Source organism: Bradyrhizobium sp. B117 (assembly GCF_038969555.1).
Classification (GTDB): domain Bacteria; phylum Pseudomonadota; class Alphaproteobacteria; order Rhizobiales; family Xanthobacteraceae; genus Bradyrhizobium.
Genome location: NZ_CP152414.1, coordinates 2532212 through 2547122, shown reverse-complemented (window position 1 = coordinate 2547122; position 14911 = coordinate 2532212). Strand labels below are relative to the sequence as shown.

The 14911-nt window shown below is 65.2% G+C and carries 14 protein-coding genes and 1 pseudogene; 1 reads left to right on the top strand and 14 read right to left on the bottom strand.

What is annotated here, in order from left to right; genetic code table 11:
• Positions 1-5 precede the first annotated feature (5 nt).
• The 6 genes and pseudogenes from AAFG16_RS12355 to miaA form a co-directional block, all read right to left on the bottom strand.
• Positions 6-881: an EamA family transporter gene (locus AAFG16_RS12355; protein ID WP_342739310.1), complete on the bottom strand. Its 876-nt coding sequence runs from the start codon at positions 879-881 to the stop codon at positions 6-8.
• Positions 882-930: 49 nt separating this feature from the next.
• Positions 931-1640: pseudogene (locus tag AAFG16_RS12350) on the bottom strand (class I SAM-dependent methyltransferase).
• Between the two features lie 3 nt (positions 1641-1643).
• Entirely contained in the window at positions 1644-2186 is a 543-nt protein-coding gene (gene ilvN, locus AAFG16_RS12345; protein ID WP_027572493.1) for an acetolactate synthase small subunit, read from the bottom strand.
• Positions 2187-2334: 148 nt separating this feature from the next.
• Positions 2335-3288, bottom strand: coding sequence for a threonine dehydratase (locus AAFG16_RS12340; protein ID WP_342739309.1), 954 nt, complete (start codon positions 3286-3288; stop codon positions 2335-2337).
• 154 nt (positions 3289-3442) lie between these two features.
• The gene (locus tag AAFG16_RS12335; protein WP_342739308.1) at positions 3443-5218 is read right to left on the bottom strand and encodes an acetolactate synthase 3 large subunit; all 1776 of its coding nucleotides are present in this window, start codon (positions 5216-5218) and stop codon (positions 3443-3445) included.
• 495 nt (positions 5219-5713) lie between these two features.
• Positions 5714-6655, bottom strand: a complete 942-nt coding sequence (miaA, locus tag AAFG16_RS12330; RefSeq protein WP_342739307.1) for a tRNA (adenosine(37)-N6)-dimethylallyltransferase MiaA — start codon at positions 6653-6655, stop codon at positions 5714-5716.
• 11 nt (positions 6656-6666) lie between these two features.
• On the opposite strand from miaA, the gene serB reads away from it, so the two are divergent.
• Positions 6667-7572 carry a phosphoserine phosphatase SerB gene (serB, locus tag AAFG16_RS12325; protein ID WP_342739306.1) on the top strand — a complete coding sequence of 302 codons (906 nt, stop codon included), beginning with the start codon at positions 6667-6669 and terminating at the stop codon, positions 7570-7572.
• 131 nt (positions 7573-7703) lie between these two features.
• On the opposite strand, the gene AAFG16_RS12320 is transcribed toward serB, so the two are convergent.
• From AAFG16_RS12320 to AAFG16_RS12285, 8 genes are all read right to left on the bottom strand, one after another.
• Positions 7704-9200, bottom strand: coding sequence for a Do family serine endopeptidase (locus tag AAFG16_RS12320; RefSeq protein WP_283084797.1), 1497 nt, complete (start codon positions 9198-9200; stop codon positions 7704-7706).
• A gap of 158 nt (positions 9201-9358) precedes the next feature.
• The gene (locus tag AAFG16_RS12315) at positions 9359-9565 is read right to left on the bottom strand and encodes a DUF2065 domain-containing protein (RefSeq protein ID WP_057747247.1); all 207 of its coding nucleotides are present in this window, start codon (positions 9563-9565) and stop codon (positions 9359-9361) included.
• 73 nt (positions 9566-9638) lie between these two features.
• The gene (locus AAFG16_RS12310; RefSeq protein ID WP_283084796.1) at positions 9639-10535 is read right to left on the bottom strand and encodes a protease modulator HflC; all 897 of its coding nucleotides are present in this window, start codon (positions 10533-10535) and stop codon (positions 9639-9641) included.
• The gene (hflK, locus tag AAFG16_RS12305; protein ID WP_283084795.1) at positions 10532-11668 is read right to left on the bottom strand and encodes an FtsH protease activity modulator HflK; all 1137 of its coding nucleotides are present in this window, start codon (positions 11666-11668) and stop codon (positions 10532-10534) included. Before hflK ends, AAFG16_RS12310 begins: the two co-directional genes overlap by 4 nt.
• Before the next feature lie 159 nt (positions 11669-11827).
• Positions 11828-12337, bottom strand: a complete 510-nt coding sequence (locus tag AAFG16_RS12300; RefSeq protein ID WP_342739305.1) for a dihydrofolate reductase — start codon at positions 12335-12337, stop codon at positions 11828-11830.
• Positions 12337-12822: a GNAT family N-acetyltransferase gene (locus tag AAFG16_RS12295; protein WP_342739304.1), complete on the bottom strand. Its 486-nt coding sequence runs from the start codon at positions 12820-12822 to the stop codon at positions 12337-12339. Before AAFG16_RS12295 ends, AAFG16_RS12300 begins: the two co-directional genes overlap by 1 nt.
• Before the next feature lie 5 nt (positions 12823-12827).
• Complete coding sequence (locus AAFG16_RS12290; RefSeq protein WP_342739303.1) at positions 12828-13622, bottom strand: thymidylate synthase; 795 nt, start codon at positions 13620-13622, stop codon at positions 12828-12830.
• Between the two features lie 171 nt (positions 13623-13793).
• Positions 13794-14777 carry a tripartite tricarboxylate transporter substrate binding protein BugD gene (locus AAFG16_RS12285; protein WP_342739302.1) on the bottom strand — a complete coding sequence of 328 codons (984 nt, stop codon included), beginning with the start codon at positions 14775-14777 and terminating at the stop codon, positions 13794-13796.
• Positions 14778-14911 lie beyond the last annotated feature (134 nt).

The window sequence follows — 14911 nt, the reverse complement described above, 5'->3', positions numbered from 1 at the left end:
TCACCTCACGCAGTTTTCTGCAGCGCTTGCGGGCGCCTGGCCAGCACCATCACCGCGATGCCGCCGATCACGGTCAGCATGCCGGCGAGGCGCAGTGGCCCGAACCGCTCGCCGAACACGATGCTGGAGGCGGCGGAACCGACGAACGGCACCAGCAGTGCGAATGGCACCACTTGTGCAGCCGGATAGTCGCGCAAGAGGCGGCCCCACAGCCAATAGGCGATGCTGGTCGAGATGGCGCCGAGCATCAGCATGCAAAGGGCCGACGTCAGCGACATGTGCGTCAGCGAGGCCCATGTCGCCGCCGGCCCGTTGGCGATCAGCGCCAGCGCGAACAGCGGCACGGCCGAAGCGAGGCACAGCCAGGCGAACAGATCGAACATCGGCGCGCCGCAAGCGCTGCGCAGCAGCAGATTGCCGACGGCAAAGCTGGCCGGCGAGATCATCAGCACCGCGAATGCGCCGACGCTGAAATCGTAGCCGACGGTGCCACAGATCATCAGAAGACCGGCTGCGGCGATGACGATGCCGAGCGTCTGTAGCGGCGTCGGGCGCTCGCCGAAGACGATCGCGGCGAGCCCGATGGTGAATAGCGCCTGGCTCTGCACGACGACGGAGGTCAGCCCCACCGGCACGCCGTGGGCGATGCCGTAGGCCTGCGACAGGAATTGGCCGAGGAACAGCGTGAAGCTGATCGCGATCAGCAGCGACCAGGCGACCTTCGGTTTGGGAATGAACAGGCACGGCACCGCGGCGATGGTGAAACGCATCGCCGTCATCAGCTCCGGCGATAACTCGTCGAGCGCGATACGGCTCGCCACGAAGGCAAGCCCCCAGATGATCGCCACCAGGAGGGCGATGAGGATGTCGGCCGGCTTCATTGTTGTTTCCGGTTCTGCCTTGTCGTGCAGCCCTGTTTTTTGTTCTGGTCTAGCCTTGCTCGCCGGCCTTTACGTGGAAGAATTGGGTTTTCGCAGCAGATAAGTGCCGTGCATCGGCGCGTGGTAATCGGCCGAGACCAGCGTGAAGCCGACATCGGTCAGCATCCGCTCCATCACCCAGCCGAAGGTGGAATACTCGTCCCGCATATGCGTCACCACGCCCCCGCGGGAAAAATCGTGGTTCTTGATGTGGAAGTCGGCCCATTGCTCGACGTCGCGCTCGATCGCATCGGGCATCGAGGCGTAGACGATGTCGCGCAAATAGAAGCTGCCACCGGGCTTGAGCGCACGATAGATCCGCGACATCGCCACCGCCTTCCAGAAATCCGGCAGATGGTGCAGCGTGAACTCGCTGACGATGAGGTCATAGGATTCCGGCCGGTAGGCGAAGCTGAGCAAGCCGGCGGACTGGGTGCGCACGGGCGCCTTGCGGTCGCGCGCGTAGATCTCGGCGAGCGCCAGCATCGCCGGCGAGATGTCGATGGCGTCGACCTCGGCGCCCATCAGCGCGGCTTCGGTGGCAAGCACGCCGTTGCCGCAGCCGATATCGGCGACGCGCCAGCCGCGCTGCACCCCGAGCATTTTCAGCGCGGCGCGCGCCCGCAGGTCGGCATCGTCATGGTTGTCGTAGATCGAGGCCACAGCGGGCTCGATCCCCATCCGGTTCCGCTCGTTGTAATACCAGTCGCGCGCCAGCATGGTTCACATCCCTTCAGGCCCGCGACCGATCGCGGCAACGCCAGTGCGCGACACCTCGACAAGGCCGAGCGGGCGCATCAGGTCGATAAACTGATTGATCTTGTCCGTGTTGCCGGTGATCTCGAACACAAAGCTCTCGGTGGTGGCGTCGATCACGCGGGCGCGGAACGCATCCGCGAGCCGCAGCGCCTCGACCCGATGCTCACCCTGCCCGCGCACCTTGACCATCGCCAGCTCACGCTCGATCGAGCGCTTGGTCTGGGTCATGTCGACGACGCGGTAGACCGGGATCATGCGGTCGAGCTGGTGCTTGATCTGCTCGATCACCATCGGCGTGCCCGTCGTGACGATGGTGATGCGCGACAGGTGCTTCTGGGCCTCGGTCTCCGAGACGGTGAGGCTCTCGATGTTGTAGCCGCGCCCCGAGAACAGGCCGATCACGCGCGCGAGCACACCGGGCTCGTTCTGCACGAGCACCGCGAGCGTGTGCGTCTCGTTGGGATCGTGACGGTCCTCGATGAAGTAGGCGGATGCAGGCTGGTTCATTGTCGTCCCCCTGGTTCTTCGTCGTGCCCCGCGAAGGCGGGGCATCCAGTAATCACTGGCATCGAGATTCCCACGACAGCCGCGGCGTACTGGATCGTCCGGTCAAGCCGGACGATGACAGCTGTGTATTTGGCGAGCGCACGCGTCATCATGCGAGCACCCATCGCTTGAACAGATCGAAATCGATATTGCCGCCGGACAGCACGAGACCGACGCGCTTGCCCTTCAGCTTGCTCTTTTCTTGCAGCGCCGCGGCGAGCGCGGCTGCGCCGGCGCCTTCGGCGAGATTATGCGTGTCGGTCCAGTAGGCGCGAATCGCGGCGGCGACCTCGTCGTCGGTGACCTGCACGATGCGCGAGGCGCCCTTGCGGATCAGCGCCAGCGCATCCTCGTCAGGGATACGCGTCGCCATGCCGTCGGCGAGCGTATTGGCCGTCTCGGTCGTCACGATCGTGCCGGCCGCGAACGACAGCGCATAGGATGGCGCTTCCGTCGACTGCACGCCGACGATCTCGGTCTTCAGGCCCAGAAGATCGCGCGCCATGATGCAGCCGCAGATGCCGGAGCCCTGCCCGATCGGCACATAGAGGATGTCGAGATCGGGCGCCGAGCGGAACAGCTCGAGCGCGTAGGTCGCAACGCCCAGCACGAGGTCCGGGTGGAACGACGGCACCATGTGGAGCCCTGCGAACTGCGCGCGGCGCTCGGCCTCCTCGCGGGCGGCCTGGAAATCCTCGCCGTGCTCGACCAGCTCGGCGCCGAACGCCCTCATCGCCCGATTCTTCTCGACCGAATTGCCTGATGGCACGTAGATCACCGCGGGCACGCCGTGTCGGCTCGCCGCGAATGCGAGACTCTGGCCGTGATTGCCGCGCGTCGCCGAGATGATGCCTGGCGTGTTCGGCCGCTCGCGCTTCAGCCGGTCGAGATAGACCAGCCCGCCGCGCACCTTGAAGGCGCCGATCGGCGTATGGTTTTCGTGCTTGACGATGACCTCGGTGCCGAGACGCTCAGCGAGCAGCGGCCAGCCGCGCGCCGGCGTCGCCGGCACCGCCTGCCCCACGATCGCATGTGCGCGCTCGAGCTCCGTCAGGTCGAACATCGTAGGCCTTCCATCCACCGTCTCTCGCAGCTGTCATCCCCGCGAAGGCGGGGATCCAGTATTCCAGAGGCCCCTGAGATTGATCGAGAGGCCGCGGCGTACTGGATCGCCCGGTCAAGCCGGGCGATGACAGCGGAGTTTGTGACCATCACGCTCACACCAGCGCCTTGCCGCCGGCGAACGCCTTCGCCGTCGCCTCGTCATTGGCCTGCTCGGGCAGCAGCATCTCGTTATGCGCCTTGCCGGAGGGAATCATCGGGAAGCAGTTTTCCAGCGCCGCGACACGGCAGTCGAACAGCACCGGGCGCTTGACCGAGATCATCTCCTTGATGGCGCCCTCGAGATCGGCGGGCTTGTGCACCTGCAGGCCGACGGCGCCATAGGCCTCCGCGAGCTTGACGAAGTCCGGCAGCGCCTCCGAGTAGGAATGCGACAGCCGGTTGCCGTGCAGCAGCTGCTGCCACTGCCGCACCATGCCCATGTACTGGTTGTTGAGGATGAAGATCTTGATCGGCAGCTCATACTGAACTGCCGTCGACATCTCCTGCATCGTCATCTGCACCGAGGCATCGCCCGCGATGTCGATGACAAGGCTATCGGGATGGGCAACCTGCACGCCGACCGCGGCCGGCAGGCCGTAGCCCATGGTGCCGAGCCCGCCCGACGTCATCCAGCGGTGCGGCTCCTCGAAGCCGTAGAACTGCGCCGCCCACATCTGGTGCTGGCCGACCTCGGTCGTGATGTAGGTGTCCTTGCCGCGCGTCGCCTCGAACAGGCTCTGGATCGCGTGCTGCGGCAGGATGACGTCGTTGCTCTTCTTGTAATAGAGCGAATTGCGGGCGCGCCATTGCGTGATCTGCTGCCACCACGACTTGATGTCCGGCTTCTTCGCCTCCGCCTTGAACACCTGGACGATGTCGCCGAGGACGTTGCCGCAGTCGCCGATGATCGGCACGTCGACACGGATGTTCTTGTTGATCGAGGACGGATCGATGTCGATGTGGATCTTCTTCGAGCCGGGCGAGAACGCATCGACGCGGCCGGTGATGCGGTCGTCGAAGCGCGCGCCGACGCACAGCATGACGTCGCAATCATGCATCGTCATGTTGGCCTCGTAGGTGCCGTGCATGCCGAGCATGCCGAGCCAGTTCTTGCCCGAGGCCGGATACGCGCCGAGGCCCATCAGCGTGGACGTGATCGGGAAGCCAGTGACCTCGACCAACTCGCGCAAGAGCTTGGTGGCCTCCGGGCCGGAATTGATGACACCGCCGCCGCTGTAGATCACCGGACGCTTGGCATTCGCGAGCAGCGAAACGGCTTTCCGGATCTGCGTCGCATCGCCCTTCACGCGCGGGGCGTAAGAGCGGTGCACGTCGGATTTGCGGGGCGGATGATAGGTGCCGGTCGCGAACTGCACGTCCTTGGGCACGTCGACAAGCACCGGGCCGGGACGGCCCGAGGTGGCGACATAGAACGCCTCGTGCAGCACCTTGGCGAGGTCGTTGACGTCGCGGACCAGCCAGTTGTGTTTGGTGCAGGGCCGCGTGATGCCGACCGTGTCGCATTCCTGGAAGGCGTCGTTGCCGATCAGATGCGTCGGCACCTGGCCGGAGATGCAGACCAGCGGGATCGAGTCCATCAACGCGTCGGTCAGCGGCGTCACCATGTTGGTGGCGCCGGGGCCGGAGGTCACCAGCGCAACGCCCGGCTTGCCGGTCGAGCGCGCATAGCCCTCGGCGGCGTGGCCTGCGCCCTGCTCGTGGCGGACCAGGATGTGCTGGACCTCGCTCTGCTGGAAGATCTCGTCATAGATCGGAAGCACCGCGCCGCCGGGATAGCCGAAGATGTCCGTCACGCCGTGATCGATGAGCGCGCGGACGATCATCGCGGCGCCGGTCATCTGGTTCGGATCGTGGCTCTTGTCGCTCATTGGCTTGCTCCGGATGCGCTGTTGTCAGCGGCTTTCGTTCTGGGTTCGGGAAATAAAAAAGGCCCCGAAGAGGGCCCATGCACACCGCCTGTCTTGTGGATGGCAGCTAGCCACCCCCGGCGGTGTGCCTGGGTACGACGGCGATAAGGAGTTTGGTAATAATGTTACGCATGGCAGGTGCCCGGCTTCCCAAAGGTTGCGCGAAACATAACGGCCAAAGCCTGGATGTCAAGGCAAAGCGGCCGTTCCCGCGCGATTTTGGCAGTGTAGCGGTGTTCCCGAGGTTCGGCGAGAGGTAAATGCGGGAACCCGAGCACAAAAGCGCGTCAAGTCCCGCTCGTCATTCCGGGGTGATGCGAAGCATCGAGCCAGGAATCCATAACCCCAGGCCAACATCGGGCACGAGACGGTAGCCAGCAGCCGCGGCCACATAACCGCCTGTGGTTATGGGTTCCGGGCTCGCACTGCGCGCGCCCCCGGAACGACGACCGTCTCTTAATTCTCGTCCCGGGCCGCGTTCACGGCGGCGGCGAGCCATCCCCTCGCCTCCTCCAGCTTCACCCACTCGAATTCGGGGAGCTGATGCCGAAACCAGGTGAATTGCCGCTTCGCATAGTGGCGGGTGTCGGCGCGTCCGATCGTGGCGGCGTCCTCCAGGCTGAGCTCGCCGCGCAGATGCCGGATCAGCGCCGGCACGCCATGGGCCTTCATCGCCGGGAGCAGCGGATCGAGCTGGCGGGCGGCCAGTCGCTCGACCTCCTTCAGCGCACCGGCACCCAGCATCGCGTCGAAACGCGCATCGATGCGGGCATAGAGCTCGTCGCGCTCGGGCGCGAGGAACACCGCGCGATAACTGTCCCTGGGCAAGAGCGGCGGCTGGCCCTCATGGTGCCAATCCAGCAACGAGCGGCCGGTCGCCTCGATCACTTCGAGCGCGCGCGCGATCCGGGTCCGGTCGCGCAGGTTCAATCGCTCGGCCGCACGCGGATCGCGGCGCGCGAGTTCCGCATGCAGCGCCTCGACGCCGTTCCGCTCCAGCCGGGCGCGCACGTCCTCGCGCACATCAGCAGGGATCGGAGGCACCACGGAGAGGCCCGCCGTCAGCGCCTTGAAATAGAGCCCGGTGCCGCCGATGAAGATCGGCAGGCGGCCTTGGGCTTGCGCCTCTTCGAGCGCCTTGGCCGCATCGCTCACCCAGGCACCGGCCGAGAAATTCACGGCCGCATCGACATGGCCGTAGAGCCGGTGCGGCGCGCGCGCCTCCTCGCCATGGGTGGGGCGTGCCGTGATGATGCGGAGGTCGCGGTAGACCTGCATGGAATCGGCATTGATGACGGTGCCGCCGGCGCTGAGGGCAAGCTCCAGCGCCAGCGCCGACTTGCCGCTGGCGGTCGGGCCTGCGATAAGCACGGCCTTGCTCGTATGCCCCTCGCTCACGAAAACCTCAAATGTCCCTCGTCGCCACGCTGATCTGCCACCCCGACAATCCTGCGCTCGACTCTACCATCGTCGACGGCGCCCGCGCCGTGCTGCCGAAGGCGCAACCGGCGCACTGGCTGTTCGACGGGGTTGCGGTCGATATTCCGTTCGGCGCGCAGGATAACCTCGAAGGCGACCGTCACGCCATCGAGCAGCGGCTCCGCGAGCTGCGCGGCGACCTGCCCATCGACATCGTGGTGCAGCCTGTCGGCTTCCGGCGCAAGAAACTTTTTCTCGCCGACATGGATTCCACCATGATCGGCCAGGAATGCATCGACGAGCTCGCCGATCTCGTCGGAATGAAGGCCCATGTCGCCGCCATCACCGAACGCGCGATGCGCGGCGAGATCGAGTTCGAGCCGGCGCTGCGCGAACGCGTCGCGCTGCTGAAGGGTCTTCCCGCCAGCGTGGTCGACGAGGTGCTGGCCAAACGCATCACGCTGACCCCGGGCGGCCGTGCGCTGGTCGCGACCATGCGTAAACATGGCGCCTACACCTGCCTCGTCTCCGGCGGCTTCACCCTGTTCACCAGCGCGGTCGCCGCCAAGATCGGCTTCCAGGAGAACCGCGCCAACGAGCTCGTCGTGCGCGACGGCAAGTTCACCGGCGAGGTCAAGGAGCCGATCCTCGGCCGCGCGGCAAAACTCGCGACGCTGGTGGATCTGATGGAATCGTTCGACCTCGACGACATCGACTCCGTCGTGGCCGGCGACGGTGCCAATGACCTCGCGATGATCCAGGCGGCGGGCCTGGGCGTCGCGTATCACGCCAAGCCGGCGGTCGCCGCGGCTGCGGCGGCACGGATCGATCACGGTGATCTCACCGCGCTGCTGTATGCGCAGGGCTACCGGCGCGACGAGTTTGTGGAAGCGTAGCTTCTAGCTGCACGCCAAGCACCCGTAGGGTGGGCAAAGGCGCGTCAGCGCCGTGCCCACCACTCTTGATGCAAGGGAAGAAAGTTGGTGGGCACGCTTCGCTTTGCCCACCCTACGAGACTGTGCGGCGACTACTGCACGCTCAGCGCGACGAACCGCAATTCGCCGTCACCGTTCGAGACCAGCAGCAGCACGGACTTCTTGCCGTCCTTCTTGAGCTGGTCGACGCGCTTCTGGATGTCGGCGCCGCTGGAGACGGCCTCCTGCGCGACTTCGACGATGACGTCGCCGGCGGAGAGGCGCTTCTCGGCGGCATCCGAATTGGCGTCGACATTGGTGACGACCACGCCCTTGACGCTGTCCTTGATCTTGTAGCGCGAGCGCAGATCCTTGCTGAGCGCGGCGAGATCGAGGCCGAGCGCTTTCTGCGTCACCAGCTTCTCGGGCGGGGGCTCGTCGGTCTTCACCGCGGCCTGCACCTTGTCGGGATCCTGCAAGCGGCCAAGCGTGACTTTCTTGGTCTGCTCCTCGCCCTTGCGGATGATGACGACATCGACCTCCTTGCCGACCGCGGTGTCGGCGACGACACGGGAGAGGTCCTTGGGGTCCTTGACGTCCTTGCCGTCGAACTTGACCACGACGTCGCCGGGCTCGATGCCGGCGGGCTTGGCCGGGCCCTTGTCGTCGACGCCCGCCACCAGCGCGCCGCGCGCCGGCTTGATGTTGAGGCTCTCGGCAATCTCGTCGGTGACGCCCTGGATGCGCACCCCGAGCCAGCCGCGGCGGAGTTCGCCGAACTGGCGCAGCTGGTCGACGACGCCCGCGACCGTCTTCGACGGCACCGCGAAGCCGATACCGATCGAGCCGCCGGACGGCGAGATGATCAGGGTGTTGACGCCGATGACGTCGCCTTCGAGGTTGAACAGCGGACCGCCGGAATTGCCGCGGTTGATGGCGGCGTCGGTCTGGATGTAGCTGTCATAGGGCCCCGAGGAGATGTCGCGGTTCTTGGCCGAGACGATGCCGGCCGTCACCGTGCCGCCCAGGCTGAACGGATTGCCGATCGCGACCACCCAATCGCCGAGGCGCAGCTTGTCGCTGTCGCCGAACTTCACCGCGACCAGCGGCTTCGGCGGCTTGAACTTGAGCACGGCAAGGTCGGTCTTCTTGTCGACGCCGACCAGATCGGCCTTGATCTTGGTGCCGTCGTTGAGGATGACGTTGATCTCGTCGGCGTCGGCAATGACGTGGTTGTTGGTGACGACGACGCCTGCCGTGTCGATGATGAAGCCGGACCCGAGCGAGTTGGTCTTGCGCGGCGGCCCGCTGCCATTATCGCCGCCCTTGCTGCCACCACCGGGGCCTTTGCGGTTCTTGAAGAAGTCGTCGAAGAACTCCTCGAAGGGCGAGCCGGGCGGCAGTTGCGGCATGGTGTTGGCGCCGCCCTTGGCCTCGACGGTCTGCGAGGTCGAGATGTTGACGACCGCGTCGATCACCTTCTCGGCGACGTCGGCAATGCCCTCCGGTCCGCGCGCATGAGCCGGCGTGCCGAACGCGCTGAACGCACTGACGGCGAGCGCGGCCAGCCCTAAGCGCAAGCGGGTCGGGGCAATGGTGGCAGCGGTCATTGGTTTCTCCAGAGAAAAGGATTCGGCGCCAAGGATTCGGCTCCAAGACTGCGCTCGAACGGGGGGAGCGCGCAAGCGCGGAGCTTAACGGGGCCTCAGGACCCGGATAATACGGCGAAAACCGGTCCTTCGCCTTCACTTTGGCGTTGTCGTGACGCTTAAATCGGGCGGCGCATAACCCAGATCAGGATCAGACCGGCCACAGCCGAGCCGATCCCGACCGCCCGCAGGATGTTGTCCGGCGTGGCGATGGCGCTTTTCATGGCCTTGCGCATCCAGTTCGGACTTGCCGCGAACATCAAGCCTTCCAGCACGAACAGGATGCCCAAGCCGATGAGGAAGTCGGCGAACGCAATGGACCTCATCGGATTGGAACCTTCCGTTATGCTGTTCTTGTGTGGACGCAGGGCGGCAGACTTGCCGCCCCTTTTGTCTAGCTTACGGCTTCGCCGGCGTCTCGGTCGCCGCCCTGCCGGACGGGCTACCGAAATACCGGAAGAAATCCGAGTCCGGCCGCAACAGGAAGCGGGTGTCGCTCGACTTCAGCCCGTTCTCATAGGCGGTCATCGACCGGTAGAAGGCGAAGAAGTCGGCATCCTTGCTATAGGCCTCGGCGAACAGGCGGTTGCGCTCGGCATCGCCGGCGCCGCGGGTCTGATCGGCCTGCGAATTGGCTTCCGCGACAATGACGGTCGCCTCGCGATCGGCCTTCGACTTGATCTCTTGTGCCTTCTGGCCGCCCTGGGCGCGGAACTCGGCGGCTTCGCGCTCGCGCTCGGTCTTCATGCGCAGGTAGACCGCCTGGCTGTTCTGCTCCGGCAGATCGGCGCGGCGGATCCGGACGTCGACCACCTGGATGCCGTAGCCGTCGGCCTCGCGATCGAGCTGGTCGCGGATGCGCAGCATCAGCTTCTCGCGGTCATCGCGGACCACGTTGATGAAGGTGACCTCGCCGAGCACGCGGCGCAGCGCCGCGTTGAGGAGCGTGGTGAGCTGGATGTTGGCGGCCTGGATCGAGCCGACGCTCTGGTAGAAGCGCAGCGCGTCCTTGATGCGGTAGCGCGCGAAGGCGTCGACCACGAGCCGCTTCTGGTCGGACGCGATCGCTTCCTGCGACGGGTTCTCGAGGTCGAGAATGCGCTTGTCGATGTTGATCACCGAATTCCACGGCGCCTTGAAATGCAGGCCGGGAGCGGTGACGACGTCGACGGGCCGGCCGAACTGCAGCACGATGGTCTGCTCGGTCTGCTGCACCGTGAACAACGACATGTAGCCGACGATCACGACGAGCAGGAGTGCGAGCAGCGTGACGATACCTGTGACCGGAGACCTCATCGGTTGCCTCCGCCCGACTGCTGACCGCTGGTCGGCGGCCGCTTGGTCGTCAATTCGTTCAGCGGCAGATAGGGCACGACGCCCTGGCCGCCCGGACCGCCGTCATAGACGAGCTTGTCCGCACCGCCGAGCACCCGCTCCATGGTCTCCAGATAGATCCGTTCACGCGTCACGTCGGGCGCCTTCTTGTATTCCTCGTAAACCTTCAGGAAGCGCGCGCTCTGGCCCTTGGCCTCGGCGATCGCCTGCTCCCGGTAGCCTTCGGCGGCCTGGAGGATCTGCGCCGCGCGTCCGCGCGCCTGCGGCACCACCTGGTTGGCGTAGGTCTGGGCTTCGTTCTGCAGCTGCTCGAGATTGGCGCGTGCCGCCTGGACGTCGCGGAAGGCAGCGATCACCTCGCCCGGCGGATCGACCTTCTGCATCTGCACCTGGGTGATCAGAATGCCGGAGCCGTAGCCGTCCAGGGTCCTCTGGATCAGTTCCTGCACGCCCTGTTCGGTAACGTTGCGCGCGCCGGTCAGGATCGGCTGGATCTGCGATCGGCCGATCACCTCGCGCATCGCGCTCTCGGCGACCGCCTTCACGGTGCCTTCGGGATTCTGGATGTTGAAGAGGAAGTCACCGACGCCGTCCGGCTTGATGCGCCAGAGCACGGTGAAGTCGACGTCGACGATGTTCTCGTCGCCGGTCAGCATCAGGCTCTCTTCCGGCACGTCACGAATGGAGCGGCCTCGCCGCGCCGGATCGTCGATCAGCGTCATGCCGATCGAGATGGTGTTGACGCGCAGCGCCTTCGGCAGCAGCACGGTCTCGATCGGATAGGGCAGATGATAGTTCAGGCCCGGCTGCACGGTGCGAACGTGCTTGCCGAAACGCAGCACGACGCCAAGCTCTTCGGACTGCACGCGGAAGAAGCCCGACAGCAGCCAGAACGCAACGATGATCAGGATGATCAGCGTGATGCCGATGCCGGAGAAATAACCGCCCGGCATGATCTGCTGGAGACGGTCCTGGCCGCGCCGCAGAAGGTCTTCCAGATCCGGCGGCCTCGGCCCGACCGGTTGCGGGCCCGTGCCCCATGGTCCTTTTGGACCCGAGCCCCAAGGGCCACCGCCCTGATTCTTCCACGGCATTCGACGCTCTCCTCGGCAGACCGGGACTAGAACTAACCTGGCCCGCATTGTCCGGTCCGGCTTTATAGGGGACCGGCAGGTCCCTTACAACGCAGCCCTCGCCGTCTTCCGAGCTATGCTCGGGCACGAAAAAGTCAATGTAAACATTGGCGAAAGCGGTTAATGGGACGACCGCCGACGATATGTCACATAGGAGTAGTCGGCGCTGTCATCAGGGCCGGCCGGATGGCGGACACGCGCCACCTCGTCCCATTCCGCCTTGTCGATGTCGAAATGGGTATCGCCGTCGGGGCGCGCATGCACCTCGGTGATTTCGAGGCGATCGGCGCGATCGAGCCATTGCCGATAGATCTCGGCACCGCCGATGATCGCGATCTCGGCGACCGAACGCCGCAGGGCATCGCCGCGCGCGACGTCGCCCGCAGTCGCCGCCGATGTCGTGACGATGGCACCCGCGGCGCGATAATCCGCATCGCGCGTGATCACGATGTTGGTGCGCCCCGGCAGCGGCCTGCGCAGCGACTCGAACGTCTTGCGGCCCATGATCACGGGCTTGCCGATGGTGAGCGCCTTGAAGCGCGCCATGTCGGATTTCAATCGCCACGGGATCGCGTTGCCGGCACCGATGACGCCGTTCTCCGCGATCGCGACGACGAAGACGATCTCCATCAGTTGGAGCTCCCGGCAAGCCGCCTCAAGGCGGGACCGCTGACGCGGCACAGCGTCCAGTCGTCCATCATCACCGCGCCGAGCGATTTGTAGAACGCGATCGACGGCGCATTCCAGTCGAGCACCGCCCATTGCAGGCGCGACCAGCCATTGTCGACGCATTCCTTGGCGAGATAGACCAGCAGCGCCTTGCCGAGGCCCTTGCCCCGATGCGACGGCCGCACGTAGAGATCTTCGAGATAGATGCCGTGGCGGCCGCTGAAGGTGGAGAAATTCGTAAACCAGACCGCGAAGCCGACCGGCTCGCTGTTCCACTCGGCAATCGCGCAGTAAAGCCGCGGATCGCTGCCGAACAGGGCGTCAGCAATCATCTCTTCGGTTGCTTCGACCTCGTGCGAGAGCTTCTCGTATTCGGCAAGCTCGCGGATGAAGGCAAGAACGAGCCCAGCCTCGTCCGCGCGCGCGCGGCGGATGTTGAGAGACATCCGCGTCAGACCGCGACTTCCGCCTTGATGTGCGGATGCGGGTCATAGCCGACGAGTTCAAAGTCCTCATAGCGGAACGAGAAGATATCCTTCACGTCAGGATTGATCCGCATCACCGGCAGCGCGCGCGGCGCGCGCGTCAGCTGAAGCCGCGCCTGCTCCAGATGATTGGAATAGAGGTGGGTGTCGCCGAGCGAGTGCACGAAGTCGCCGGGCTTCAATCCCGTGACCTGCGCCACCATCATGGTGAGCAGCGCGTAGGAGGCGATGTTGAAGGGCACGCCGAGGAACACGTCGGCCGAGCGCTGATAGAGCTGGCACGACAGCTTGCCGTTGGCGACGTAGAACTGGAACAGCAGGTGGCAGGGCGGCAGCGCCATCTTCTCGACGTCGGCCGGATTCCACGCGGTGACGATCAGCCGGCGCGAATCCGGGGTCCGCTTGATCATGTCGATGACATTGGCGATCTGGTCGATGCTGCGCCCGTCGGCCGTGGGCCAGGAACGCCATTGATGGCCATAGACCGGGCCGAGGTCGCCGTTGGCGTCGGCCCATTCGTCCCAGATGGTGACGCCGTTGTCCTTGAGGTATTTGATGTTGGTGTCGCCCTTCAGGAACCACAGCAGCTCATGCACGATCGCCTTCAGCGGCAGCCGCTTGGTGGTCAGCATCGGGAAGCCGGCCGACAGGTTGAAGCGCATCTGATGGCCGAACACCGACAGCGTGCCGGTGCCGGTCCGGTCGGTCTTCTCGGCGCCGTCTGAAAGAATCCGCTCGAGCAGGTCCTGATATTGGTGCATGTGCGATAGAGCCTTTGGGGAGGCGGCGAACTTAACGGCCGCCCCCGCGCTGCGACAGCGGCGATTCGCTGCTCCCACAGATTATACCCGGAAAAGGTGAGCGTTCCCGGGGCAAACGACAAGGGGCGGAACTTGCATCCCGCCCCTTGCCTATCGGCTTGAAAGTGCTGGCTAAGTCGCCGGCTTGAGCACCGGGCTCCACTTCGCGATCTCGTGCTTGACGAGGGTCGCCAGCGCTTCCGGCGTCCGGTCCTTGGCGGCCGGGATCACACTGCCGAGCTCGAGCAGACGCTTCTTCACGGTCTCGTCGTCGAGCGCCTTGATGACGGCCGCGTTCAAGCTGGCGATGATCGCGGGCGAGGTTCCCTTCGGCGCGAACATTGCGTTCCAGGCCTGGGCCTGGAAGTTCGGCAGGCCGGCTTCCGCCGTGGTCGGCACGTTCGGCAGCGATGGATTGCGCTCCGGCGTTGCGATCGCATAGGCCTTGATGGTGCCGGCGTTGATCTGCGGAACCGCGTTGACGATCTGGTCGCACATGTAGTCGACCTGGCCCGCCACCAGCGCGTTCATCGCCGGACCCGTGCCGTTGAAGGGCACGCCGACCGGCTTGACGTCGAGGATCGAGTGCAGGAGCTCGCAGGAGACATGCGAGACCGAGCCGATTCCGGCATGCGCCGCATTCACCTTCTCGGCATTCGCCTTCACGTAAGTCACGAACTCCTTGAGATCCTTCGGCGGAAAGTCCTTGCGCGCGAGGATCAGGATCGGCGTGCCCGCGAGCAACGCGATCGGCTCAAAATCCTTCTCGGGATGATAGGCGAGCTTGGGATAGAGCGGCACGGATGCCGCATGCGTGCCCATATGCCCGGTGATGAGCGTATAGCCGTCATTGGCGGCACGCGCCGCACGCGTGGTCGCAGTGGTGCCGCCGGCACCGACCACGTTCTCGATGATGATGCTCTGCCCCAGCATCTGCGCCATATGCGCGGTAACGATGCGCGAGATGACATCGGTCGGCCCGCCCGCTGCGAACGGCACGATCATGGTGATGCTGCGCGTCGGATAGTTTTGCGCTTTCACCGGTGCGACAAAGGCGCACAGCGTTGCGAGCGCAGCAGCACATGCGACCGTAGCAAGCACGCGAAGAGAGGTCATATCGTTTTCCCCGGGACACAAACAAAAATGCCGGCCACAAGGGCCGGCATTTTCATGTCACGAAGACATCACACACGTCGATTCGACTTCCGAATGCGGCGCGCGGACGCAGGGCCCCGCGCGGACGCAGGGCC

Excerpts from the sequence above, each read along its gene's own strand:
- AAFG16_RS12355 (WP_342739310.1), bottom strand. The coding sequence starts at position 881 with ATGAAGCCGGCCGACATCCTCATCGCCCTCCTGGTGGCGATCATCTGG.
- ilvN (WP_027572493.1), bottom strand. The coding sequence starts at position 2,186 with ATGAACCAGCCTGCATCCGCCTACTTCATCGAGGACCGTCACGATCCC.
- AAFG16_RS12340 (WP_342739309.1), bottom strand. The coding sequence starts at position 3,288 with ATGTTCGACCTGACGGAGCTCGAGCGCGCACATGCGATCGTGGGGCAG.
- AAFG16_RS12335 (WP_342739308.1), bottom strand. The coding sequence starts at position 5,218 with ATGAGCGACAAGAGCCACGATCCGAACCAGATGACCGGCGCCGCGATG.
- serB (WP_342739306.1), top strand. The coding sequence starts at position 6,667 with ATGTCCCTCGTCGCCACGCTGATCTGCCACCCCGACAATCCTGCGCTC.
- AAFG16_RS12320 (WP_283084797.1), bottom strand. The coding sequence starts at position 9,200 with ATGACCGCTGCCACCATTGCCCCGACCCGCTTGCGCTTAGGGCTGGCC.
- AAFG16_RS12315 (WP_057747247.1), bottom strand. The coding sequence starts at position 9,565 with ATGAGGTCCATTGCGTTCGCCGACTTCCTCATCGGCTTGGGCATCCTG.
- AAFG16_RS12310 (WP_283084796.1), bottom strand. The coding sequence starts at position 10,535 with ATGAGGTCTCCGGTCACAGGTATCGTCACGCTGCTCGCACTCCTGCTC.
- hflK (WP_283084795.1), bottom strand. The coding sequence starts at position 11,668 with ATGCCGTGGAAGAATCAGGGCGGTGGCCCTTGGGGCTCGGGTCCAAAA.
- AAFG16_RS12300 (WP_342739305.1), bottom strand. The coding sequence starts at position 12,337 with ATGGAGATCGTCTTCGTCGTCGCGATCGCGGAGAACGGCGTCATCGGT.
- AAFG16_RS12295 (WP_342739304.1), bottom strand. The coding sequence starts at position 12,822 with ATGTCTCTCAACATCCGCCGCGCGCGCGCGGACGAGGCTGGGCTCGTT.
- AAFG16_RS12290 (WP_342739303.1), bottom strand. The coding sequence starts at position 13,622 with ATGCACCAATATCAGGACCTGCTCGAGCGGATTCTTTCAGACGGCGCC.
- AAFG16_RS12285 (WP_342739302.1), bottom strand. The coding sequence starts at position 14,777 with ATGACCTCTCTTCGCGTGCTTGCTACGGTCGCATGTGCTGCTGCGCTC.